Source organism: Corallococcus sp. CA053C (genome assembly GCF_003611675.1).
Classification (GTDB): domain Bacteria; phylum Myxococcota; class Myxococcia; order Myxococcales; family Myxococcaceae; genus Corallococcus.
The window spans coordinates 1-19,978 of record NZ_RAWA01000154.1 but is presented as its reverse complement, the minus strand read 5'-3'; the positions used below and the strand labels follow the sequence as shown (position 1 = coordinate 19,978).

The following is a 19,978-nucleotide window of genomic DNA, read 5'->3' as shown; positions in this document are numbered from 1 at the left end:
CCCCAGTCCCCCCGTCCGACGCCACCAGCGAGGACCTGCGCGCCGTCGCGGAGCTGGCCCAGGCCCGCAACGCGATCGTCGAACAGATTGAAAAGCGCGTCGTCGGCCAGCGTGACGTGGTGGAGCACCTGCTGATTTCGCTCTTCAGCCGTGGCCACTGCCTCTTCGTGGGCGTGCCGGGCCTCGCGAAGACGCTGCTCATCTCCACGCTGGCGGACGTGCTCAACCTGTCCTTCAACCGCATCCAGTTCACCCCGGACCTGATGCCGTCGGACATCACCGGCACGGACATCCTGGAAGAGGACAAGACGACGGGCCGCCGCTCCTTCCGCTTCATGCAGGGGCCGCTGTTCGCGAACATCATCCTCGCGGACGAAGTGAACCGCACGCCGCCCAAGACGCAGGCCGCGCTCCTCCAGGCGATGCAGGAGTACCGCATCACCGCTGGCGGAAGGACGTACCCGCTGGAGCTGCCCTTCCTCGTCTTCGCCACGCAGAACCCCATCGAACAGGAGGGCACCTATCCCCTCCCCGAGGCGCAGCTGGACCGCTTCATGTTCCTGGTGGACGTGGGCTACCCCTCCGCCGAGGAGGAGGTGCAGATCGTCAAGAGCACCACCGCGGGCGCCCCTCCGAAGCTGGAGAAGATCCTCTCGCCTGAGCGCATCCTCGCGCTCCAGGAGCTGGTGCGCCGCGTGCCGGTGCCGGACCACGTGGTGCGCTACGCGGTGGAGCTGGTGCGCCACACGCGTCCCAAGGAAGCGGGCGCGCCGGACTTCGTGGCGAAGAACGTGTCGTGGGGCGCGGGGCCTCGCGCGAGCCAGTACCTGGTGCTCGCGGCCAAGGCGCGCGCCATCCTCAACGGCCGCTTCGTGGCCACGGTGGAGGACGTGCGCGCGCTGGCGCGGCCCGTGCTGCGCCACCGCGTGCTGCCGAACTTCACCGCGGAGAGCGAAGGCATCACGTCGGTGAAGCTCATCGACCAGCTCCTCACGGTGGTGAAGGGCTAGTCCGCCCACGCCATGGCGCTGCTCGACGCCCAGACGCTGTCCCGCCTCCAGGGCGTGAAGCTGCGCGCCCGCGCGGTGATGGAGGGCGTGCTGTCCGGCCTCCACAAGAGCCCGCATCAGGGCCAGAGCGTGGAGTTCGCGGAGCACAAGGAGTACGCGCCCGGCGACGAGCTGCGCCACCTGGACTGGAAGGCCTACGGCAAGTTCGACAAGTACTACGTCAAGCGCTTCGAGCATGAGACGAACCTGCGCTCGGTGATGGTCGTGGATGCATCCGCGTCCATGGGCTACCAGAGCGGCGCCATGTCCAAGCTGGAGGTGGCGAAGACGCTGGCGGGCGCGCTCAGCTACCTGCTCGTGCGGCAGCAGGACGCGGCGGGGCTCGCGGTGATGGTGGGCGGCGCGTTTCGCGACGTGCCCCCGCGCGCGTCGGCGGGCCACCTCAACGTGCTGCTGGACGCGCTGGAGCACACCGAAGCGAAGGGCCCCACGGACCTGGGCAGCGCGGCGGATCACCTGGCGGAGGTGCTGCCCCGGCGCTCCACCGTCATCGTGCTGTCGGACCTGTTGGATGAGCGGCAGGAGGCGCTGAAGCGGGTGCTCGCGCTGCGGCAGCGCAAGAACGACGTGGCGGTGTTCCACCTGGTGGACCCCGCGGAGCTGACGTTCCCCTTCGACGACCCCACGCTCTTCCTGGACATGGAGGGCGAGGGCCGCATCGAGGTGAACCCGCGTGAAATCCGGCAGAGCTACCTGGAGGAGTTCGGTGCGTTCCTCGCGGACGTGAAGTCGAAGTGCGCCGAGGCGGACGTGGACTACGAATTGGTGCGCACCGACGAGCGGCTGGATGAGGTGCTGCTGCGCTTCCTGGGGCGTCGCGGGAGGCGCAGGTGACGTTCGGCAACCCGTGGTTCCTGCTGGGCGCGCTGGGTGCGCTCATCCCCGTGCTGGTGCACCTGTTCGACCGGCGCCGTCCCCGCGCGCACCCGTTCGGGCCGATGGCGTTCGTGCTGCGAAGCCAGAAGCGCACGGCGAGCCGCCTCAAGCTGAAGCGGCTGCTGCTGTACACGCTGCGCACACTCATCCTGCTGGCCATCCCGCTGGCGCTCGCGAGGCCGGAGTTCAGCCGCGACGCGCAGGCGGCCACGGTGACGCGAGGCCCCGCGGCCACGGCCATCATCCTGGATGCGTCGCTGTCCATGCGCTGGTCGGACGGCACGCCGCTGTTCGAGAAGGGCCGGGACGAGGCGCGCGATGCGTTGAAGGACCTGCTGCCGGAGGAGCCCGCCACGGTGCTGGTGTGCACGGGCTCGCCGGAGACGCCACCCCCTCCGGGGTTCGACCGGGCCCGCCTGCGCGGGCTCGTGGACGAGGCGAAGCCCACGTACGGCACGGCGGACCTGTCGCGCTGCCTGGACCTGGCGGCGCGGGCGTTGGAGGAGAACCCGATGCCGGGCAAGCGCCTGGTGGTGGTCTCCGACATGACGGCCACGGGCTTCCGGCTGGAAGCGCCGCCGCCCACGGTGAAGGGCCCCACGGGCGCGCTGGTGAAGCCGGAGGTGGTGCTGCGCGACGTGGCGTCCGGGCGCGAGTCGCTGGACAACCACGCGCTCGTGGACCTGCGGGTGGAGCCCGCGCTCCAGGCGGGGCCGCGCTCGTACCAGTTCACGTTCACGGTGCGGAACTTCGGCACGAAGCCGGTGAAGGACCTGGAGGCCGCGGTGCGCGTGGGCGAGTCCACGCTGGCCAAGGGCTTCGTGGACGTGCCGGCGAGCGGCACGACGCAGAAGACGCTGACGGTGCGCTTTCCGCAGGGCGGCACGGTGGTGGGCGCGGTGACGCTCGCGCCGGACGCGCTGGCGGAGGACGACCGGCGGGCGTTCGTGCTGCCGGTGCCGCGCGGGCTGAAGGCGCTGGTGGTGAACGGCTCGCCGCACGCGACGCGCTACCGGGACGAGGCCTTCTTCGTGGACGCGGCGCTCACGTCGCCGGGCTCACCGGTGGACGTGGCGGTGCGCGACGCGGAGGTGGGGCTGCGCGAGGACTTCACCGCGTACGACCTGGTGCTGCTGCTCAACGCGCCCGCGCCGTCCGAGGACGAGGCGGCGAAGCTGGCGGCCTTCGTGGAGAACGGCGGCGGCCTCTTCGTGAGCGTGGGCGACCACGTGAACCCGGAGGCGTACAACCAGCGGTTGGGCGCGCTGCTGCCGCGGCCCCTGCGCCTCGTGCGCACGAGCGCCGAGCGCGAGGACCCGGACGCGGAGACGAAGACGGCGAAGCTGGCGCAGGTGAAGGTGGACCACCCGCTGTTCGCGCCCTTCACGGGCCGCGCGGAGGAGGGGCTCATCGGGGCGCGCTTCTACAAGTACATGCTGCTGGAGGCGGACAGCCCGTCCGCGCCGGGCACGAGCCAGGTGCTGGCCACGTACGAGGATGGAGCGCCCGCGGTGGCGGTGGCGCGCCGGGGCAAGGGGCGCGTGGCACTGTTCACCAGCACGGTGGACCGCGACTGGAGCGACTTCGCCATCCGCACGAGCTTCCTGCCGCTGATGCAGCGCTTCGCCGCGTACCTCACGGGCTCGCTGGAGGAGCGCGAGGAGGTGCGCGTGCGCGTGGGCGAGACGGTGACGCTGCGCCCGGAGGGCACGCAGAAGGTGGCTGCGGTGCGTGCGCCGGATGGCAGCGAGGTGCCGGTGAAGGCGCAGCCGGACGGCTCGTTCGTCGCGGGTCCCACGGTGGAGCCCGGAGTGCACACGGTGGTGGGCGCGGACGGCAAGCCCGTGGCCGCCCTGGACTTCGCCGCCACGTTGGATCCCGCGGAGAGCGACCTGTCCCGCGTGCCGCAGGACACGCTGACGGCCTACTTCGGCGAGGACACGGTGAAGGCCTCCACGGGGGATTCGGACAAGCCCGCGGTGCCGCTGTGGACGTGGCTCATCCTGGCCGCGTGCCTGGCGTTCTTCTTCGAGGGCACGCTGCTGCGCAAGTAGCGACGGTGCGCGTCCTCACGGTGGACGCGAGCAGAACCTTCAGGTCGACATGAGCGACGGGGACCTTGCCTTGTGCCGGGCATGCCGCTTCGAGGGCACGCTGCTGCGCGAGTAGCGAGGGTGCGCGTCCTCTCGGCGCATGGGGGCGGGCATGCCACGTCGAGGGCACGCTGCTGCGCAAGTAGCCGGTCGCTCCGCGCCCTGACAGGCAGCCGACGCTCGCTCCCGCATCTGCTGCCCCACGTGGGGCGCGCTCTGCCACACTGCGCGGCCGTGAGCCCTGCTTCCGCCCTCTATCGCGACTGCGCCCGCCTCTTCATGGTGGGCTTTCCTGGCACCCGCATCGACGCCGACCTCGCGTCGCTGATGGACGACGGCGTCTATGGCGCCATCCTCTTCAAGCGCAACGTGGGCACCGCCCAGGAGACGGCGGCGCTGTGCCACGAACTCAAGGTGCGCGCGGGCAGGCCGTTCATCCTCTCCGTGGACCAGGAGGGCGGCCGGGTGGCGCGGCTTCGCGGCGAGCCCTTCACCGCGCTGCCTCCCATGCGCGAGCTGGGACAGCGCGGCGACGAGGCCCTGGCCGAACGCGTGGGCCGGCTGCTCGCGCACGAGCTGCGCGCGGTGGGCTTCGACTGGGACTTCGCGCCCGTGCTCGACGTGGACACGAACCCGGCCAACCCGGTGATTGGCGACCGCAGCTTCAGCCGCGACCCAGACGAGGTGGGCCGGCTGGGCGTGGCGCTCGCTCGCGGGCTGGAGGCGGGCGGCGTGGCGTCCTGCGGGAAGCACTTCCCGGGACATGGCGACACGACGACGGACAGCCACCTCACCCTGCCCCGACTGCCGCACGACCTGGAGCGCCTGCGCCGCGTGGAGCTGGTGCCCTTCCAGGCCTTCGCCAAAGCGGGGCTCGCGTCACTGATGACGGCGCACGTGCTGTTCGACGCGCTGGAGAAAGGCGTGCCCGCGACGATGAGCCACCGCGCGCTGCACGGCATCCTGCGCCAGGAACTGGGCTTCGACGGGGTGCTCGTCAGCGATGACCTGGAGATGAAGGCCATCGCGGACCACTACTCGGTGGCGGAGGCCGCGGTGCAGGGCACGCTCGCGGGCGTGGACCTGTTCCTCGTGTGCCACCGCGCGGACGTGCAGCGCGGCGCCATCGAAGCCCTGGTGAAGGCGGTGGAGTCCGGCCGCGTCCCGCGCGAGCGCATCACCGAAGCGCACCGGCGCCTGGACGCGCTCGCCGCCCGCTTCGCGCACCCCGCGGAGGACCGGCTCGCCACGCTGGGCGACGCCTCGCACCGCGCGCTCGCGCAGGGCCTCGCCAGTGCGTTCACCGGCAAGGACCCCACCGAGGTCATGCTCGCGTCGCGCTGAAGCCGCGCGCTACGGATTCGGCGTCCCGGCGCCCTGGATACCCGAGGGGTGCGCAGGGCTGTAGGGCCCCTCTCGGGTGGAGCTGTCGGCATCCTTGCTGTTGCCCTCCTCGAACTGACGCAGCCCGCCCTGATCCGCGGGCACGGGCTCGTTGGGCGTGGTGAAGCCCGGCGCGCCGATCTTGTTCGTCTGCCCCTGGGCCCCCGCGGGCTCCGGCTGGAGCGGCATCCCCTTGTTGTCCTTGGGGACGTCCGTGCCCTGCTGGCCGGAGCCTCCGGTGGCGGGCGGAGTCATCGGCTCCGCGGGCGGCCCGGGCTGCTGCGTGTTGGCGGCGCCCTCGTAGCGGCTTCCGGCGCGGGGCATCGTGGGCTTGTCGCGGTTGCAGCCGGGACCGACCAGCGCGGCCGTGGCGGCGAAGGTCCCCAGCAACGTCCAACGATAGAGGGCTTTGGAGTGCATGACCTGGCTCCTTCTGGAGGCATTCAGGGCCTCGACAGTAAGGAGTGGCCACCCCGTTTCCCCGCCGGGAGTGGCGGGGCCGGAGCGCGGGCGCCCGCCGGCATGCCAGCCGGTGGGACGCCCTGGACTTCGGTACGACTAGCGCTGGCGCAGGTAGATGGGCGGGCTGACGTAGCTGTAGGGCATCTCGTAGCCGCGCACGCTCTCGTTCGCGTTGGAGGCGCCCCAGCCCCCCAGGCCCCAGGCGGCGGGCGAGTAGGTGGCGCCACCCTGCGTGCCATAGCGGTGGGCCATCATGCCGCCCGCGCTGTCCCAGAGGGAGTTGTTGCCCTGGCCGTCCGTGGCCTTCGTGCGCGGGTCGATGCTGGAGCCAATCTTCCCGAGGGTCTGGTTGTAGCCCCGGTCCACCGTCAGCACGTGCTTCGGCAGCTTCGCGGCCGCATCGCCGTGGTGCGCGTCGCCTGGGGCTTCGTGCCCCTGCTGCTCGGCCACGTTGTAGACGGCCTCCGGCTGCGCGCCGCGCTGGGCGAAGGCATTGCCCCGCGACTCATCCGGCTGCTTGCCGCCCGTCTCCGGGAGCCCGCCGCAGGCCGTGCCCAGCAGCACACCCGCCGCCAGCGTCGCCGCCCCCATCCACCGCTGAATGCCTCGCTCGCGCATGTTCATCGTCTCCGCCATCCCCGAGGAAGGGTCATGCCGTCCGCGCCAACCATCGGGCACCCACCCGACGGCTGGCCTTGCCGGTCGCCCGCTGTCCGGCCCGGAGGCCTGGACGGGGCTGAATCAAAGGCCGGTCCCTCCCGGGGAGCGAGGGACCTTCCATGAGGGAAGACATACTCGGTCCCGGCCTCCCTGTCCTGCGAGGAGTGCACCGGGAAGCCGCACTCCGCACCGCTCAGGCGCGAGCGCCCTTGCGAGCCGGAGCCTTCGCTAATGCCTTGGGCGCGGAGTCCTTCTTCGCCGCCGCTTTCTTGACGGCAGCGGGCTTCTTCTCCGGAGCCGGCTTCGCCACGGGAGCCTGCTTCGCGGCTGCAGCGGGCTTCGCGGCCGGGGCCGCCTTGGGGGCCGCGTCAGCGGGCTGCTGGAGCGCGGACAGCACCTCCGCCACGTGCCCGGCGACCTTCACCTTGGGCCACACACGCAGGACCTTGCCGTCCGGCCCGATGAGGAAGGTCGCGCGGATGAGGCCCATGAACTTGCGGCCATAGAGGGACTTCTCGCCCCACACCCCGTACGCGTCCGCCACCGCGTGGTCCGGATCCGCCAGGAGCGAGAAGGGCAGCCCCTGTTTCGTGGCGAACTTCAGGTGGCTCGCGGTGCTGTCGGGGGACACGCCCAGCACCACGGCGCCGGCCTTCACCAGCGCGGAGTGCTCGTCGCGGAAGTCGCACGCCTCGGTGGTGCAGCCGGGCGTCGCATCCTTCGGATAGAAGTAGAGGACGACGTGCCGTCCCTTGAGCTGAGAGAGGGAGACGGTGGCGCCGCTCTGGTCGGGGAGCGAGAAGCCGGGGGCCTTGTCACCTGCTTGGGGCATGGGCATGTGACGGCTCCTTACCCAGCCCCCGAGGGCTTCTCAACCCCGCGTGCACCTTGCCGTCAGTGCCCTTCCTCGCCGGGCGGGTGGTCGTTGGCCTCCAGACGGACCAGGTCCTCCTGGCAGGTCTCCAGCGCCTTGCGCAGCGGGTCGCGGCCGGCCTCCGTCGTGGTCCCGCCCAGCTTCTTGGCGAGCGCCTCGCACGCGGCGCGCTTCGTCTCCACCTCGCTGGCGCCAACGCCGGTCGCGCCGGGACGGGCCAGGGGTCGCGTGGGAATCTGCTCGCGGGCGGCCTTCAGCGCGGTCAGTCGCCGGTCGGCCTCCGGGCGGCTCCGGGAGTCCCTGGGGACGGCCTCGAGTTGGGAGACGACCTCATCCCAGGCCGGGTCCCGGGGGGCCACCTTCTGGTTGATCAGCTCCTGGTAGCGCCCCTCGGCTTTGGCGAGTTGCTCCGGACCGGGGTCCTTTGAACAGCCCGACAGCGCGAGCAGGCCCATCAACAGCAGCGCGGCGGAGTGTCGTGGGTAGGCGGTGCACATGGCGGGGGTGCTTCCTCCTGCTGGCCACCCGGTTAAACCACGGCTAGGGTGCGCCGTCGTGGCTCCCATCCTGCTCGCCTTCCTGCTCGGCCTGACCCAAGGTCTGCTCCATGCCCTGGGGCCGGACCACTGCGCCGCCATGGCGACACTCGGCACCCTGGGAGGCGGTCGGCGCCGCATCGCGCTGGTGACGGCGCTGCGCTTCGCGCTGGGACACGCGGCCATGCTGGGTGGCATCGCCGCGGTGTGCCTCTTCGCGGGCGTGGGCCTGTCGGAGACCTTCGAGCGCTGGGCGGAGATGTTCGGCGGCGCCGTGCTGGTGGCGCTGGCCATCACCGCGCTGCTCTTCCCGAACAGCCTGGACCACGGCCACCCGCACCTGCCCGGCCACGACCGCGAACCGCACGAGCACGTGCACACCGTGAGCACCGCCGCCGGGGCCTTCATGGCCATCAGCGGCGTGCGTTCGCTGCTCATCGCCCTGCCCCCGCTGCTGGTGGGCGGCAGCATGAGCCTGTCCGCGTGGACGTACCTGCCCGGCTTCGCGCTGGGCATCCTCATCGGCATGGGCGCGGTGGGGCTGCTGTTCGCCGAAGGGCTGTCGCGCGCCAACGCCCGCATCAGCCTGTGGATCCAGCGCGGGGTCGCATTGGGCTCCGGCGCGCTGGGCCTGTTCTGGATCGGCTCCCGGCTCGGGTAGCAGCAGCGGGCACCCGAGGTCCGGTGCCCACCCGGCACGGGTCGCCTACTGGCGCTTGTCCAGGATGCCCAGCGCCATCATCGACACGAGGAAGCCGTAGACGACGTGCTCCGGGCGGTTGGCGAACGCGAGCAGCTCCGCCACCACGCGGTTGCCGTCGATCTTGGGCAGCAGCTCCGCCTCCCAGCGCTCCAGCTCCACCTCGTTGAGGCCGTAGGCGGGGGCGACGGCGGGGATGAGCCGGTCCTCGGGCTGGAGCAGACGGCGCAGGCGCTCCGGCTTGTAGAGCTTCTTGATGCCGCGGACGATGAGGTTCGCCGGGTGCACGTCCAGCTTGATGGACTCCGCGGAGGCCTTCTCCTTGAAGCTCATCACGTACGTGCCCTCCTCCCAGGAGAAGAGCGAGTAGATGATGGCCTTCACCTGCTGGCCCACGTAGTACAGCCGCTCCGTGTCCTTGAGCAGCGCGCGCTCCACCAGCACGTCGCCCGTGCGCCGGTGGCTCAGCGCGGCGACGGCGGACGCGTCCTGGAGCTGCTCGGCCTTGATCTTCCCCACGCGCACCAGGAACTGGCCGAAGCGGTCCGCCAGCAGGTTGGAGAGCGCGAACACCGGGGTGCCGTTCTCGAAGTAGACGACCTTCTTCACCTTGCCGCGCTGGATGCCCAGCTCGCCCGTCTCCCGCGACAGGTAGAAGGCGGTGAGCAGCGACGGCAGGTTGTCCTTCAATTCGCCGCGGCGGCTGCCCGGCGCGCCCGCGCCCACCGGCAGCGGATCCGGCGGACGGCCCGGCGTGGGGGCCCGCACCTGGGTGGAGGGCACCTTCTGCATCGGCGTGGCGGTGAGGTTCGCGCCGCGGATCTCGGCCGTGAGGTTGCCGCCGCCCGTGACCTTGATGCGGCCCGTCAGCTCCATCGCGTCCTGGGGGCCCTCCTCCTCCACGTCGATGTCCAGCTCCACCTCGAAGGCGTCCTGGAGCGAGGCGGCGGGGGCCTTCTTCTCCGCGGGCAGCACCTTGGCCACCGCTTCGAGCAGCTTCTGCGCCTCGAAGGGTTTCTCGAAGTAGCCGGCCGCCTGGTACTTCTGGCGCGCCTCGTTGGCGTGCTTGCCGCCCTTGAAGACACCCGTGATGAAGAGCAGCGGGAGCTGGGGGTTGTCCTTCCGGAGCGTGTCCGCCAGGTGGTAGCCCATCATGTCCGGCAGCAGGATGTCCAAGACGGCACACCCGGGCGGCTGGGCCCGCGCGGCCTCGATGCCCTGCTTGCCACGGCTGGCACCCACCACCTCATACCCGGCGTCCTCGAAGAGCTGGGTGAGAAGGGAGAGGAGCTCCTGGTTGTCGTCCACGACGAGGATTCGAGGCGCCATCGCGGGGGGACCGTAGCAGATTCGGAAGCCCTGTCGGCCAGCGATTCCGGGAAGACCGGAGGGGTGCCCCCCTCAGTGGAAAGATGCAAGCGTGCCGCTGGGGCGTTAGGGTGGCGCCCGCCTCATGTCCTCCCTCTTCTCGCGAATGTGCCCGGCAGGGCTCCTCACCTGTTTCCTCCTGCTCTCCCCCCTGGGAGCCTTCGCCCAGTCCGAACCGGACGCCGGCGACGACCCGGGCGGCGAGGAGGGCGAGGACACCACCGGGCGTGTCCCCACCGACTGTCGCAGCAGCAGTGACTGCGCGCCGCGCTTCACCTGTGCCGTGGGCAAGTGCAAGTACACCGGCGTGCGTCAGGCGAAGACCCAGGGCTGCATGCTGGGGCCCGAAGCGGCGGTGATGGTGCTGGGCGTGGCCGCGGTGGCCGGCTCCCGACGCCGCCGGTAGCCCCTGGAACCCCCCTCTCCCTAGGAGCGACGCGCGATGCGGCTGGGCCTCAAGGCGGACAACCTCCTGGAGCGGGTGGCGGACTTCCTCAACCTGGCGCCCCAGCCCCTGGCGCACGCCTTCTTCGGGATGATGGCGTCGCGCACGCTGATGGCCGGCGCGCGCCTGGGCGTCTACGCGGCGCTGGCGGACGGCGCGGCGACCGCGGAGGCGCTGGCGGCCCGGCTCAAGACGAGCACCGAGGGCATGCGGGCGCTGCTGGAAGCGCTCATCGCCTGCGAGGTGGTGGAGTTGCAGCGGGGCCGCTTCCGGCTGGCCCCCCGCGCACGGCGGTGGCTGGACCCGCGCTCGCCGCAGGCCATCACCGCGTTCCTGGAGTTCAACTACGCGCAGTGGGACTGGTGGGGGCAGCTGGAGAACGCGGTGAAGAGCGGGCAGTCGGTGGACATCCACCAGTTCGCTCCGGACGACCCGCGCTGGCGCGACTACATCCAGGCCATGTACCAGTTGGCGCGGCTGGCCTCGCCGGAAGTCGCGGCGGCCATTCCCCTGCCCCGGGGGGCGAAGCAGCTCCTGGACCTGGGCGGCGCGCACGGCTGGTACGCGGCGGAGCTGTGCCGGGTGCACCGGGGCTTGAAGGCCACGGTGCTGGACCTGGAGGGCAGCGTGCGCGTGGGGCGGGAGATCATCGCCCAGGCGGGGCTGTCGCACCGGGTGACGCACCGGGAGGGGGACGTGCTGCACGCGGAGCTGGGCGGGCCGTATGACGGCGTGCTGCTGTTCCAGGTGATGCACCACCTGACGCCCGCACAGAGCGTGGCGCTGCTCCGGCGCGTGCGCGGGTCGATGGCGCCGAAGGGGACGCTGGCGGTGCTGGAGTACCTGCGCGAGGAGCGCGACACGGCGGGGACGTCCGCGCCGCTCATCGGGCTGCACTACTTCCTCACGTCGGGGGCGGCGGCGTACACGCCCGCGGAGGTGGAGGGCTTCCTGGATGACGCGGGCTTCCGCGTGCAGAGCAGCCGGCCCATCCGTCACCTGCCGTTGCAGACGCTGCTCATCGCGCAGCCGGCGTAGCGGCGCCGGAGCCGGAGGGGCTGCCCGGCCGGCCGCTTGTCAGACGGCGTTGCTATCTCCACACTCCAGGCATGGCCTATGGCGCGCAGACGCTCGGGGGTCCCGCGACCCTCGCTGATATCGAGGCCCTGCCCGAGGGCGTGGTGGGCGAGATCATCGACGGGACGTTGTACACGCATGCGCGGCCTCGGGCCGGGCATGGTTATTTCGGGTTCAGGATCCTGCGCGAGCTGGATGAGCCGTTCCAACTGGGCAAGGGCGGGCCGGGCGGCTGGTGGCTCATGGTCGAGCCCGGCATCCGGGTGGGGGGCTCTCCGGAGTTCAGCCCGGACCTCGCGGGCTGGCGACGCGACCGGGTCCCCACGCTGCCGGAAGGGCAGTGGACGGACGTGCCCGACTGGGCGTGTGAAATCCTCTCACCCTCGACGCGGGGCTACGACCAGCGCATCAAGCGGCCGTTCTACGCGCGCATCGGCATCCGGCACCTGTGGTTCGTGGACCTGGAGGCGCGCACCCTGACCGTGAGCGAATTGCGGGACGGCCACTGGCTGGAGCTGGGCGTCTACAGCGACGCGGACGACGTCATCCGGGTGGCCCCGTTCGAGGACCTGGAGCTGCGGATGGCCTGGCTCTGGAAGTCGCTCGGCTAGCCCGCTCGCGCTCCACCTGCACCTGGAGCGCGGGCGACCGGGACGCCGTGAAGCGCCGGTACACCTCGTCACAGAGGGGAATCACGTCCTCCATGTGGCCGGAACGGATGAGCTCGCGCGCCCGGTCCATCATCGCCTTCGCTTCGACCTCCGGCGGTACCGTGCCCTCAGCGTCCGGCATCGGCCCGCTCCTCGGCGGCCAGCGTCGGCACGTCGCGGCCCTCGCCGAAGTCGAGCGCCCAGAAGCGCGGCCGGACCTCCTCCTTCAACAACAGCCGCAAGAGCAGGTACTTCGCTTCGTCCTGCCCGTCGAACGCCATCGGGAAGGTGCCGTAGTGCATCGCCACCGACGTGCGCGAGTGCAGCACGCGGTGCGCCTGGAGCGCCTCCGCCGGCCCCATGTGCACCGGGTGCAGGACGCGCGGACGGAACGCGCCGATGGGCAGCACCGACAGGCGCATGGGGCCGAAGCGCTCCGCGATGCGGTCGAAGTGCGGCCCCAGGCCCGTGTCCCCCGCGAAGAGCACCGGGCCTCCGGACGTCTCCAGCACCCAGCCGGCCCACAGCGTCTCCTCCGTGTCCGTCAGCCCCCGGTTCGAGCGGTGCTGCGCGGGCACCGCCGTCACTGTCAGCCCCGGAGGTCCACGCTTCGCGGACTGCCACCAGTCCAGCTCCTCCACGTGCTGGAAGCCCTCGCGCGTGAGCAGCTCGCGGTTGCCCAGGCCCACGAGGAACAGCGGGTGGTGCGCGGCCTCCAGCCGCCGCAGCGTGGGCAGGTCCAGGTGGTCGTAGTGGTTGTGGCTCACCACCACGATGTCGATGGGCGGCAGGTCCTCGAAGCGGATGCCGGGGGGCCGGACGCGCTTGGGGCCCACGAAGGACAGGGGGCTCGCCCGGTCCGAATAGATGGGGTCCGTCAGCACGTTCACCCCGTCCGCCTGGAGCAGCACCGTGGCGTGGTTGATGAACGTCACGCGCAACCGGCCCGCGCCCACGCGCTCGGGGGGCTTGGGTCCGAAGGGCAGGTCCGCGTAGTCGCGCCACGCGCCGCGCTCCTCCTGCAGCGCGGCATTCACGAGCTTGAGGGGGGACAGCTTCGGCGCGTCGCCCAGGTTCTGGAACGTCTCGCCGTCGAAGTGGTCCGTCGCCGGGCCCCGGTGCACGGTGCCGGCGAAGCAGCCCGTCCACAGCGACAGGGCCAGCGCGGGCCACAGCCGCGTCACTTGATGACGATGGTCCAGTCGCATTCGAAGGGCTCTCCGTCGAGGGATGGCAACACGTAACGCGTGGCCTGGATGCTGGCCAATGCTTGCGCGAGCAGGTCTGGAGGCAGGGTCGCCTCCCGCACCTCACACCGCTGGGGCACGCCGCCCTGCACCAGCCGGCACGTCACGCGCACGTGGTGCTTGCGCCCCTCGCGCCAGCGCTGGAAGGCCTCCTGGAACACCGGGTCGTCCGGCGGGCCGCCGCGCACGCGCCGGGGCTCCTTCACGTGCTGGGACAGCCACGAACAGGCGTCCTTCACCTGCCCGTCGCAGGCCTTGCCCATCAGGGACAGCGCGCGCAGGCGTTCTGGCCCCTTCGCATCCGAGGCCAGCAGCGTGAGCGCCTGGTCGAAGCAATGCTTCGCCGTGCGCACCGTGCAGTCGTCGGTGGTGGCCGGAGGCGTGTTCGCGGCGAAGGCGCCCACGGGTGCGGGGCGCATGGGGTCCTCCACCACGCGCGCCGGGTCGCTGCGACGCTGACCGCACGCGGACACGGCGCACAGGAGCGCCAGCGCGGACCACCGGAGGGACTGCGGACGCCAGGTCATGGCGCCATCGTAGACGGCCCGCGCCCCGGAAGGGACCTCAGCCGTGTGGCACGAAGCGCGAGTCCCCTCCCAGCAGCGCGTCGAAGTTGCCCAGCAGACGGGCCCACTCCTTCTGCGCACCATCCCGGTACTGCTCCGCGTTGGGGCTCATCTCGTGGGTGAGGGTGACCTCACAGCCCGAGTCCAGGGGAACGATGTCCACCGTCACCCGGTCGTAGTCCGGGGAGTACTTGGGCACCCCGAACGTGAACACCAGCCGGCGCGGCCGGTCGAGCTCCAGGTACTTGCCGGTGTGCTCCACCTCCTCGCCGTCGCGCAGGTCGGAGAGGCGGAAGAGGCCGCCCACGCGCGCGTCGATCTCCGCGCGCACCAGCGGCGTGGCGCGGGTGGTGAAGAGCCACTGGCGGGCCTTCTCCGGATCCAACCAGGCGTCGAAGACGCGCTCGGCGGAGGCCTTGAAGCGGTGGGTGACGCGGACCTGGATGTTGGGGGGCGGGCTCATCGGGTTCGGCCTTTCTTGTCGGGAGGGGCGGAGGCCGCGGCGCGGTCCTCCTCTTGGAGCAGGTCATCGAGCGCCTGCAGCCGGGCGCTCCAGTTCGCGCGCTGCGCGTCCATCCAGCGCGCCACGTCGTCCATCGGCTTCGGGGTGAAGGACAGCAGGTGCTCGCGGCCTTCGCGGCGCCGGTGCACCAGGTGCGCGCGCTCCAGCACGCGGATGTGCTTGGACACCGCGTTGAGGGACATGGCGAAGGGCTCGGCCAGCTCCGTCACGCGCGTCTCCCCCGCCGACAGGCGCTGGAGGATGGCCCGTCGTGTGGGGTCGGCCAGCGCCAGCAGCGTCTGGTCCAGGTGGTTCGGCGTTCGCATCGTTCAACCTCGGAGTTGAATATCAACGCGGGCCCGCGACCTGTCAAGGCGGAGGCCCGGGTGTCAGCGTCGGCGCGCGGCTTCCAGCGCCCGGGCCAGCGTGCGCGTCCCGGCGCGGAGGGCGTCCGGGCGCACGCCTCCGAAGCCGAAGACGAGGCCGGACTCGCGGCGTCGTCCGAGGAAGTAGTCGGACAGGGCGGCCACCTCCACGCCCAGCCGGGCCGCCTCGTCGCGGACGCGCAGGTCGGACAGCGGGGAGACGAGCGACGCGGACACCTGCATGCCCGTGTCACAGGGCCGGGGCGTCAGGGCGCCCGCGCAATCGGTGCGCAGGGCTTCGAGCAGGGCTTCGCCGCGCTCCCGGTAGGCCACCCGCATCCGGCGCAGGTGGCGGGCGAAGTGGCCCTCCGCGAGGAAGGTTGCCAGCGCCGCCTGTTCCAGCGAGGAGGCGGGCGCGACGGTGGAGGCGCGCGCGGCGGCGAAGGCATCCACCCTTGAGGGCGGTGCGACGAGGAAGCCCAGGCGCAGGCCGGGGAACAGCGCCTTGCTGAACGTGCCCACGTAGACCACGCAGCCGGCCTCATCCAGTCCCTGGAGCGCGGTGAGGGGGCGGCCCCGGTGGCGGAACTCGCTGTCGTAGTCGTCCTCGATGATCCACGCGCGCGTGCGCTCCGCCCACTGGAGCAGCGCCATCCGCCGCGCCAGGCTCAACGTGACGCCCAGCGGGTACTGGTGCGAAGGCGCCACCAGCGCGACACGGGCACGGGCGGCACGGGCGATGCCAGCGCCCACGTCGAGCCCCTCCGCGTCCACCGGCACCGGCACCGGACGTCCCCCCGCGGCGAGCACCGCGCGACGGGCGCCGGGATAGCCCGGATCCTCCACCCAGACCGCGTCGCCCGGGTCGAGCGCGAGCCGGAGGACTTCATCGAAGGCCTGCTGCGTCCCCGCGGTCACGAAGACCTGCTCCGGCACGCAGCGCACGCCGCGCGACGTGGACACGTGGGCCGCGATGGCCTCCCGCAGGGGTGCATGGCCCGCGGGGTCGCCACCGTCGAGCAGACCCGTGCTCGCGCGTGCATGAACGCGCGTCACCGTGCGGCCCCACAGCGCGGTGGGGAACAGGTCGAGCGCGGGCACTCCGGGACGGAAGGCACGCGGCGCGGCCCCCAGGCGCGGCGCACCGACGGGCGAGGACTTCAGGGCCCGTGCCGCCGAGGCGAGCCGGGGACCTCGGGACACCCGGGGCGTCGTGCTCCGGTCCCGGTCCTCGGGCGCGATGGGCAGCTCGGGCGCGACGCGGGTGGAGGAGCCCGGGCGGGCCACCACGTAGCCCTCGGCGGCGAGCGCATCCAGCGCCTGGAGGACGGTGCTTCGGGCCACGTCCAGCTCGGCGGCGAGCTGGCGGGACGACGGGAGGCGCAGTCCGGGCGGCAACGCGCCGGAGAGGATGCGCGTGCGGATGCCCTCGAAGAGCTGTTCGTGGAGCGGCGTGGAGACGCGCGAGTCCAGCCGCAGGAGCAGCGAGGTGGCGGCGTCCAACTGGTAGGGTCGATTCTGGCGCAAGTGGTCTTCATGACCCTACCAGCTTGCTGGCAAGGATGGCCTCCGCACCCGTCCTCCGGAAGCCTGATGCCGCCCCTTGCTCCTGCCTGCTGCTCGGTCCTTGAACTGCGCCAGTACACGCTGCATCCCGGCCAGCGCGACGTCCTCATCCCGCTCTTCGACACGCACTTCGTGGAGGCGCAGGAGGCGGTGGGGATGCACATCGTCGGTCAGTTCCGCGACGAGGAACGGCCGGACCGGTTCGTGTGGCTGCGCGGCTTCCGCGACATGGGGTCCCGCAGGGAAGCGCTGGGCGCGTTCTACGGAGGCCCGGTGTGGAAGGCGCACCGGGAGGCCGCGAACGTGACGATGCAGGACTCCGACAACGTCCTGCTCCTGCGTCCGGTGCGGCCGGACACGGGCCTGGAGCATCCGGGTCCACCGAGGCCTTCGCCGGGCACGGAGGCCCGTCCTGATTCGCGCGTGGAGCTGACGCTCTGCTTCCTGAAGGCCCCGGCCGACGAAGGCCTCACGGCGTTCTTCGAACAGCGCGTGCATCCGGTGCTCGCGGACACGGGAGCCGTGCACCGGGGCCTGTTCCAGACCGAGCCCGCGCCGAACACCTTCCCTGCCCTGCCCGTGCGCACGGGCGAGCATGTCTTCGCCTGGCTCACCGTGTTCCTGACCGCCGTGCAGCACCGCGAGCACCTGCGCCGACGGGCCGGATCAAAGGCGTGGACGGAGCAGGTGCTGCCCGGCCTGGAGGCCTGGCTGATCAGGCCGCTGGAACACCTGACGCTGGCGCCCACTTCCCGCTCCCAATTGCGTTGAACCTCTTCCTGAAAGGACCTGCCCCATGAAGCCCCTTCCTGCGTTCCCCACTGGCGATGTGCACGACTTCGACTTCTTGATGGGCGAGTGGGATTGCATCAACCGACGCCTCAAGAAGCGGTTCGCTGGCAGCGACGACTGGGACACGTTCTCGTCGAAGACCCGCTGTCAGCCGCACCTGGGCGGCGTGGCCAACGTGGAGGAAGCCGTCTTCGAGCGGGGGTTCTCCGGCATGGCGCTGCGGCTGTTCGACGTGCAGCAGCGCCGCTGGTCCATCTACTGGGTGGACAGCCGCGGCGGTGTGCTCATGCCTCCCGTGCACGGGGGCTTCACGGGCGACCGGGGACTCTTCTACGGCGAAGACACCGACGACGGCCGGACGGTCCAGGTCCAGTTCCGCTGGACCCGCCAGGGCGCGGACCGTGCGCGGTGGGAGCAGGCGTTCTCGCTCGACGGCGAGAGCTGGGAGACGAACTGGGTGATGGAGTTCACGCGGGCCATGGCATCCACCTCCGCGTCCACCGACACGACGCAGTAGTGAACGAACCGGCCGCGGCCCCATCGCATCCGGTTCGACAGGCAGCCGGGCATCTGGGAAATCGCCGCTCCCACGCCGCACGCCTCCTCAGGGCGGGCCGTGCCCCGGAGCCGCGATAAAGCCCCACGTCATCTGCCACGGTGAGCGTCAAGGTAGTTGTCGCGTGAGAGGGCTCAGCCGATGCGCTTCAGTTCCTGCACTTCCGGTTCCAATCCAGGCCCCTTCGCGCTCAAGTTGTGGGAGGAAGATGGCCCGCGCAGCCTCACGCTCAGCAAGCTGATGTTCCCCTGAGCCTGTGTTTTCCTCCCGGCGGTGATGAGCCCCGCCGGGCTGAAGTTGATCCAGGTCTGCGTGAAGGAGCGCGAATCGTTGCAGCCGGCCCCTTGAGGTCCCGGAGCGCGCCTACCGGTACCGGTTCGAGGCGGCGAGGGCCTGGGGCTCCACCTCCTCCGGCGGCGCGGCGGGAAGCGACGTGGTCGCCTCGTATTGCACCGACTTGGGGTAGGGAAGTTCCAGGCCGTTGGCGGTGAAGGCGTCGAACAACAGCCGGTTGAGCAGCCGCTTCACGTCGAAGTGCGTCCCTGGCTGTACCTTGGCTTCAATGCGAATGGTCATCCAGCTCTCGTCCATGCTCTCGATACCCAGCAACTTGGGCATCTCGGACACCTTGCCCGCCGACAGCATGGGCACCTGCTCGCAGACCTGGCCAATCACATGCAGCACCTTCTTCAAGTCGCACTCATAGGCCACGGCCATGTCCACGACCGCCAGCGTCCAGCCGCGACTGTAATTGATGACATTCTTGACTTCACCATTGCGGAGGATGTGAAGGCGCCCGAAGCGATCGCGAATGCGGGTGATGCGAGGCGTTATCTCCTCCACCACGCCCTCGGTATCGTTGATGCGGATGTAGTCGCCGTTCAAGATCTGGTCTTCGAAGAGCAGGAAGATGCCGTTGACCATGTCCGTGACGATGGCCTGCGAGCCCAGACCCACGGTGAGGCCGACGATGCCGGCGCCAGCGAGGATGGGGGTGGGGTCCACACCCAGGTCGCTGAGCACCATCATCCCCACCAGGAAGTAGACCAGGTACGTGGAGGCTCTCTGGATGAGGGCGACGAAGGTGTTGCGCCGCCGGGTCTTGTCATCCAGGTCGGGGCCGTCCACCTTGAAGGCCCGGGCGATGAGCAGCCGGACGAACTCCACGACGACGCTGGCGGCGAAGAACAGGGCGATGACGCGGATGAGCACCGGCCCGTACGGAGCAAAGGGCTCCAGGCCCTGGAACCGACGGATGATGAGGGTCGCCACCGAGATGTAGACGATGGCCTCCAGGCTCCTCTGCCCCACCGGTAGCAGCCGGGTGAGGACCAGGAAGTACTCCTCGTACTTCGTGGCCGTGCTCTTCGCCCGCCAGGAATCGACGAGCCGACCCGACATCAGGTGCAGCAAGGACACCGCCAGGCGCCCGCCGTTGATGGACAGCAGCACGAAGATGGTGGTGCCAACGAGCCAGTCGAGCGCGGCCGGGGGTTGCAGCGAGGTGACCGCCACGCCCACCGCGATGTAGGCCAGCACCAACTTGATGAAGCCGGGCCCCTGCTCCATCGCCTTCTGGGCATGAGCCCTGTGCTCCGGGCTCAGTTGCCACTCGTTCACCCTGCGTTCGAGCTTCACCAGGAGTCGGCGCGCCGCCCGATCCAGCACCAGGAAGGCCGTCAGCAACAGCACCAGCAGCCCCGCTCCGCGCCCCAGGGCCGCCAACCCCTCCACCGTCACCCCCGCCAGCAAGGCCTTGAAGTAGGGCTCCAGATCCTTCTTCGCCCACAGGGAGAAGCCCAGCACGGCGATGCCGGCGATGACCACCACGAAGGACAGGAGGGCGGCGCTCAGCCGGGCGCGCTTGCGAAGGGCGTCCGCCATCTGCTCCAGCGCCTTCACCCCCATCAGCCGAATGCCCTGGTACAGCAGCGCGCTGGAGGCCACGAGCACGGCCCAGAGGACGAGCAGCAGCAATGCCACGCTCAGGCCGACGAGCCATGCGTTGTTCAACTCGACCGTATCCGCAAGTCGGGAGATTTCCATGCGGCGCGGCATAGCACACCAGCGAACACTTCGCGCCCGTGCGCCCGAGTGGGAAGGAGCCGATGAAAGGGAGACACCGCGAGTGGACTGGGCTGAGTTGCTCAGGCGGACGTTCGACTTCGCTGAAGGGTGGGGGCTGAGGGG

General features: G+C 70.9%; 21 protein-coding genes. 10 read left to right on the top strand and 11 right to left on the bottom strand.

The window, feature by feature from the left end; translation table 11 throughout:
- The 4 genes from D7V97_RS20845 to nagZ form a co-directional block, all read left to right on the top strand.
- A partial coding sequence (locus tag D7V97_RS20845) for a MoxR family ATPase (RefSeq protein ID WP_199728885.1) occupies positions 1 to 1,010 on the top strand: 1,010 nt, incomplete at its 5' end.
- A gap of 12 nt (positions 1,011 to 1,022) precedes the next feature.
- Positions 1,023 to 1,904 (top strand): DUF58 domain-containing protein, encoded by an 882-nt coding sequence (locus tag D7V97_RS20840; protein ID WP_120612403.1) that lies wholly within the window; start codon positions 1,023 to 1,025, stop codon positions 1,902 to 1,904.
- The gene (locus D7V97_RS20835; protein ID WP_120612402.1) at positions 1,901 to 4,000 is read left to right on the top strand and encodes a BatA domain-containing protein; all 2,100 of its coding nucleotides are present in this window, start codon (positions 1,901 to 1,903) and stop codon (positions 3,998 to 4,000) included. The genes D7V97_RS20840 and D7V97_RS20835 overlap by 4 nt, the downstream gene beginning before the upstream one ends.
- Positions 4,001 to 4,273: 273 nt before the next feature.
- Positions 4,274 to 5,383, top strand: coding sequence for a beta-N-acetylhexosaminidase (nagZ, locus tag D7V97_RS20830; protein ID WP_120612401.1), 1,110 nt, complete (start codon positions 4,274 to 4,276; stop codon positions 5,381 to 5,383).
- 9 nt (positions 5,384 to 5,392) lie between these two features.
- On the opposite strand, the gene D7V97_RS20825 is transcribed toward nagZ, so the two are convergent.
- From D7V97_RS20825 to D7V97_RS20810, 4 genes are all read right to left on the bottom strand, one after another.
- A complete protein-coding gene (locus D7V97_RS20825; protein WP_120612400.1) occupies positions 5,393 to 5,842 on the bottom strand; it encodes a hypothetical protein in 450 nt (149 codons plus the stop codon).
- Positions 5,843 to 5,980: 138 nt separating this feature from the next.
- Positions 5,981 to 6,502: a hypothetical protein gene (locus D7V97_RS20820; RefSeq protein WP_147444903.1), complete on the bottom strand. Its 522-nt coding sequence runs from the start codon at positions 6,500 to 6,502 to the stop codon at positions 5,981 to 5,983.
- 235 nt (positions 6,503 to 6,737) lie between these two features.
- The gene (bcp, locus tag D7V97_RS20815; protein ID WP_120612398.1) at positions 6,738 to 7,382 is read right to left on the bottom strand and encodes a thioredoxin-dependent thiol peroxidase; all 645 of its coding nucleotides are present in this window, start codon (positions 7,380 to 7,382) and stop codon (positions 6,738 to 6,740) included.
- A gap of 56 nt (positions 7,383 to 7,438) precedes the next feature.
- Positions 7,439 to 7,915 carry a hypothetical protein gene (locus D7V97_RS20810; protein WP_120612397.1) on the bottom strand — a complete coding sequence of 159 codons (477 nt, stop codon included), beginning with the start codon at positions 7,913 to 7,915 and terminating at the stop codon, positions 7,439 to 7,441.
- A 58-nt stretch (positions 7,916 to 7,973) separates the two neighbouring features.
- On the opposite strand from D7V97_RS20810, the gene D7V97_RS20805 reads away from it, so the two are divergent.
- Positions 7,974 to 8,615 carry a hypothetical protein gene (locus D7V97_RS20805; protein ID WP_120612396.1) on the top strand — a complete coding sequence of 214 codons (642 nt, stop codon included), beginning with the start codon at positions 7,974 to 7,976 and terminating at the stop codon, positions 8,613 to 8,615.
- Between the two features lie 45 nt (positions 8,616 to 8,660).
- On the opposite strand, the gene D7V97_RS20800 is transcribed toward D7V97_RS20805, so the two are convergent.
- Positions 8,661 to 9,983 carry a response regulator gene (locus tag D7V97_RS20800; protein ID WP_120612395.1) on the bottom strand — a complete coding sequence of 441 codons (1,323 nt, stop codon included), beginning with the start codon at positions 9,981 to 9,983 and terminating at the stop codon, positions 8,661 to 8,663.
- Between the two features lie 124 nt (positions 9,984 to 10,107).
- Here D7V97_RS20800 and D7V97_RS20795 point away from each other — a divergent pair, with 124 nt between their 5' ends.
- The 3 genes from D7V97_RS20795 to D7V97_RS20785 all read left to right on the top strand — a co-directional run bounded on the left by D7V97_RS20795 (position 10,108) and on the right by D7V97_RS20785 (position 12,155).
- The gene (locus D7V97_RS20795; protein WP_120612394.1) at positions 10,108 to 10,428 is read left to right on the top strand and encodes an MXAN_6627.5 family MYXO-CTERM protein; all 321 of its coding nucleotides are present in this window, start codon (positions 10,108 to 10,110) and stop codon (positions 10,426 to 10,428) included.
- Between the two features lie 36 nt (positions 10,429 to 10,464).
- Positions 10,465 to 11,505, top strand: a complete 1,041-nt coding sequence (locus D7V97_RS20790; protein ID WP_120612393.1) for a class I SAM-dependent methyltransferase — start codon at positions 10,465 to 10,467, stop codon at positions 11,503 to 11,505.
- A 71-nt stretch (positions 11,506 to 11,576) separates the two neighbouring features.
- Positions 11,577 to 12,155 carry a Uma2 family endonuclease gene (locus D7V97_RS20785; protein ID WP_120612392.1) on the top strand — a complete coding sequence of 193 codons (579 nt, stop codon included), beginning with the start codon at positions 11,577 to 11,579 and terminating at the stop codon, positions 12,153 to 12,155.
- A gap of 167 nt (positions 12,156 to 12,322) precedes the next feature.
- Here the strand turns inward: D7V97_RS20785 and D7V97_RS20780 are convergent, their stop codons facing one another.
- The 5 genes from D7V97_RS20780 to D7V97_RS20760 form a co-directional block, all read right to left on the bottom strand.
- On the bottom strand, positions 12,323 to 13,402 hold the full coding sequence (locus D7V97_RS20780; RefSeq protein WP_120612391.1) for an MBL fold metallo-hydrolase: 1,080 nt from the start codon (positions 13,400 to 13,402) through the stop codon (positions 12,323 to 12,325).
- Positions 13,375 to 13,968, bottom strand: coding sequence for a hypothetical protein (locus D7V97_RS20775; protein WP_120612390.1), 594 nt, complete (start codon positions 13,966 to 13,968; stop codon positions 13,375 to 13,377). The genes D7V97_RS20780 and D7V97_RS20775 overlap by 28 nt, the downstream gene beginning before the upstream one ends.
- 37 nt (positions 13,969 to 14,005) lie before the next feature.
- Complete coding sequence (locus D7V97_RS20770; protein WP_120612389.1) at positions 14,006 to 14,470, bottom strand: SRPBCC family protein; 465 nt, start codon at positions 14,468 to 14,470, stop codon at positions 14,006 to 14,008.
- Entirely contained in the window at positions 14,467 to 14,835 is a 369-nt protein-coding gene (locus D7V97_RS20765; protein ID WP_120612388.1) for a helix-turn-helix transcriptional regulator, read from the bottom strand. Before D7V97_RS20765 ends, D7V97_RS20770 begins: the two co-directional genes overlap by 4 nt.
- 63 nt (positions 14,836 to 14,898) lie before the next feature.
- Positions 14,899 to 16,401: a PLP-dependent aminotransferase family protein gene (locus D7V97_RS20760; RefSeq protein ID WP_233583021.1), complete on the bottom strand. Its 1,503-nt coding sequence runs from the start codon at positions 16,399 to 16,401 to the stop codon at positions 14,899 to 14,901.
- Between the two features lie 66 nt (positions 16,402 to 16,467).
- Between D7V97_RS20760 and D7V97_RS20755 the strand changes: the two genes are divergently transcribed.
- The gene (locus D7V97_RS20755; protein WP_120612386.1) at positions 16,468 to 17,211 is read left to right on the top strand and encodes an NIPSNAP family protein; all 744 of its coding nucleotides are present in this window, start codon (positions 16,468 to 16,470) and stop codon (positions 17,209 to 17,211) included.
- A gap of 25 nt (positions 17,212 to 17,236) precedes the next feature.
- Positions 17,237 to 17,749: a hypothetical protein gene (locus D7V97_RS20750; RefSeq protein WP_120612385.1), complete on the top strand. Its 513-nt coding sequence runs from the start codon at positions 17,237 to 17,239 to the stop codon at positions 17,747 to 17,749.
- A 402-nt stretch (positions 17,750 to 18,151) separates the two neighbouring features.
- Here the strand turns inward: D7V97_RS20750 and D7V97_RS20745 are convergent, their stop codons facing one another.
- Positions 18,152 to 19,801, bottom strand: a complete 1,650-nt coding sequence (locus D7V97_RS20745; protein ID WP_233583019.1) for a mechanosensitive ion channel family protein — start codon at positions 19,799 to 19,801, stop codon at positions 18,152 to 18,154.
- Positions 19,802 to 19,978 lie beyond the last annotated feature (177 nt).

Bases quoted from the DNA above. Each gene is read 5' to 3' on its own strand.
- D7V97_RS20780 (WP_120612391.1), bottom strand. From the start codon at position 13,402: ATGCGACTGGACCATCGTCATCAAGTGACGCGGCTGTGGCCCGCGCTG.
- D7V97_RS20755 (WP_120612386.1), top strand. From the start codon at position 16,468: ATGCCGCCCCTTGCTCCTGCCTGCTGCTCGGTCCTTGAACTGCGCCAG.
- D7V97_RS20785 (WP_120612392.1), top strand. From the start codon at position 11,577: ATGGCCTATGGCGCGCAGACGCTCGGGGGTCCCGCGACCCTCGCTGAT.
- D7V97_RS20770 (WP_120612389.1), bottom strand. From the start codon at position 14,470: ATGAGCCCGCCCCCCAACATCCAGGTCCGCGTCACCCACCGCTTCAAG.
- D7V97_RS20810 (WP_120612397.1), bottom strand. From the start codon at position 7,915: ATGTGCACCGCCTACCCACGACACTCCGCCGCGCTGCTGTTGATGGGC.
- bcp (WP_120612398.1), bottom strand. From the start codon at position 7,382: ATGCCCATGCCCCAAGCAGGTGACAAGGCCCCCGGCTTCTCGCTCCCC.
- D7V97_RS20795 (WP_120612394.1), top strand. From the start codon at position 10,108: ATGTCCTCCCTCTTCTCGCGAATGTGCCCGGCAGGGCTCCTCACCTGT.
- D7V97_RS20790 (WP_120612393.1), top strand. From the start codon at position 10,465: ATGCGGCTGGGCCTCAAGGCGGACAACCTCCTGGAGCGGGTGGCGGAC.
- D7V97_RS20800 (WP_120612395.1), bottom strand. From the start codon at position 9,983: ATGGCGCCTCGAATCCTCGTCGTGGACGACAACCAGGAGCTCCTCTCC.
- D7V97_RS20765 (WP_120612388.1), bottom strand. From the start codon at position 14,835: ATGCGAACGCCGAACCACCTGGACCAGACGCTGCTGGCGCTGGCCGAC.
- D7V97_RS20820 (WP_147444903.1), bottom strand. From the start codon at position 6,502: ATGCGCGAGCGAGGCATTCAGCGGTGGATGGGGGCGGCGACGCTGGCG.
- D7V97_RS20750 (WP_120612385.1), top strand. From the start codon at position 17,237: ATGAAGCCCCTTCCTGCGTTCCCCACTGGCGATGTGCACGACTTCGAC.
- D7V97_RS20825 (WP_120612400.1), bottom strand. From the start codon at position 5,842: ATGCACTCCAAAGCCCTCTATCGTTGGACGTTGCTGGGGACCTTCGCC.
- D7V97_RS20775 (WP_120612390.1), bottom strand. From the start codon at position 13,968: ATGACCTGGCGTCCGCAGTCCCTCCGGTGGTCCGCGCTGGCGCTCCTG.
- D7V97_RS20840 (WP_120612403.1), top strand. From the start codon at position 1,023: ATGGCGCTGCTCGACGCCCAGACGCTGTCCCGCCTCCAGGGCGTGAAG.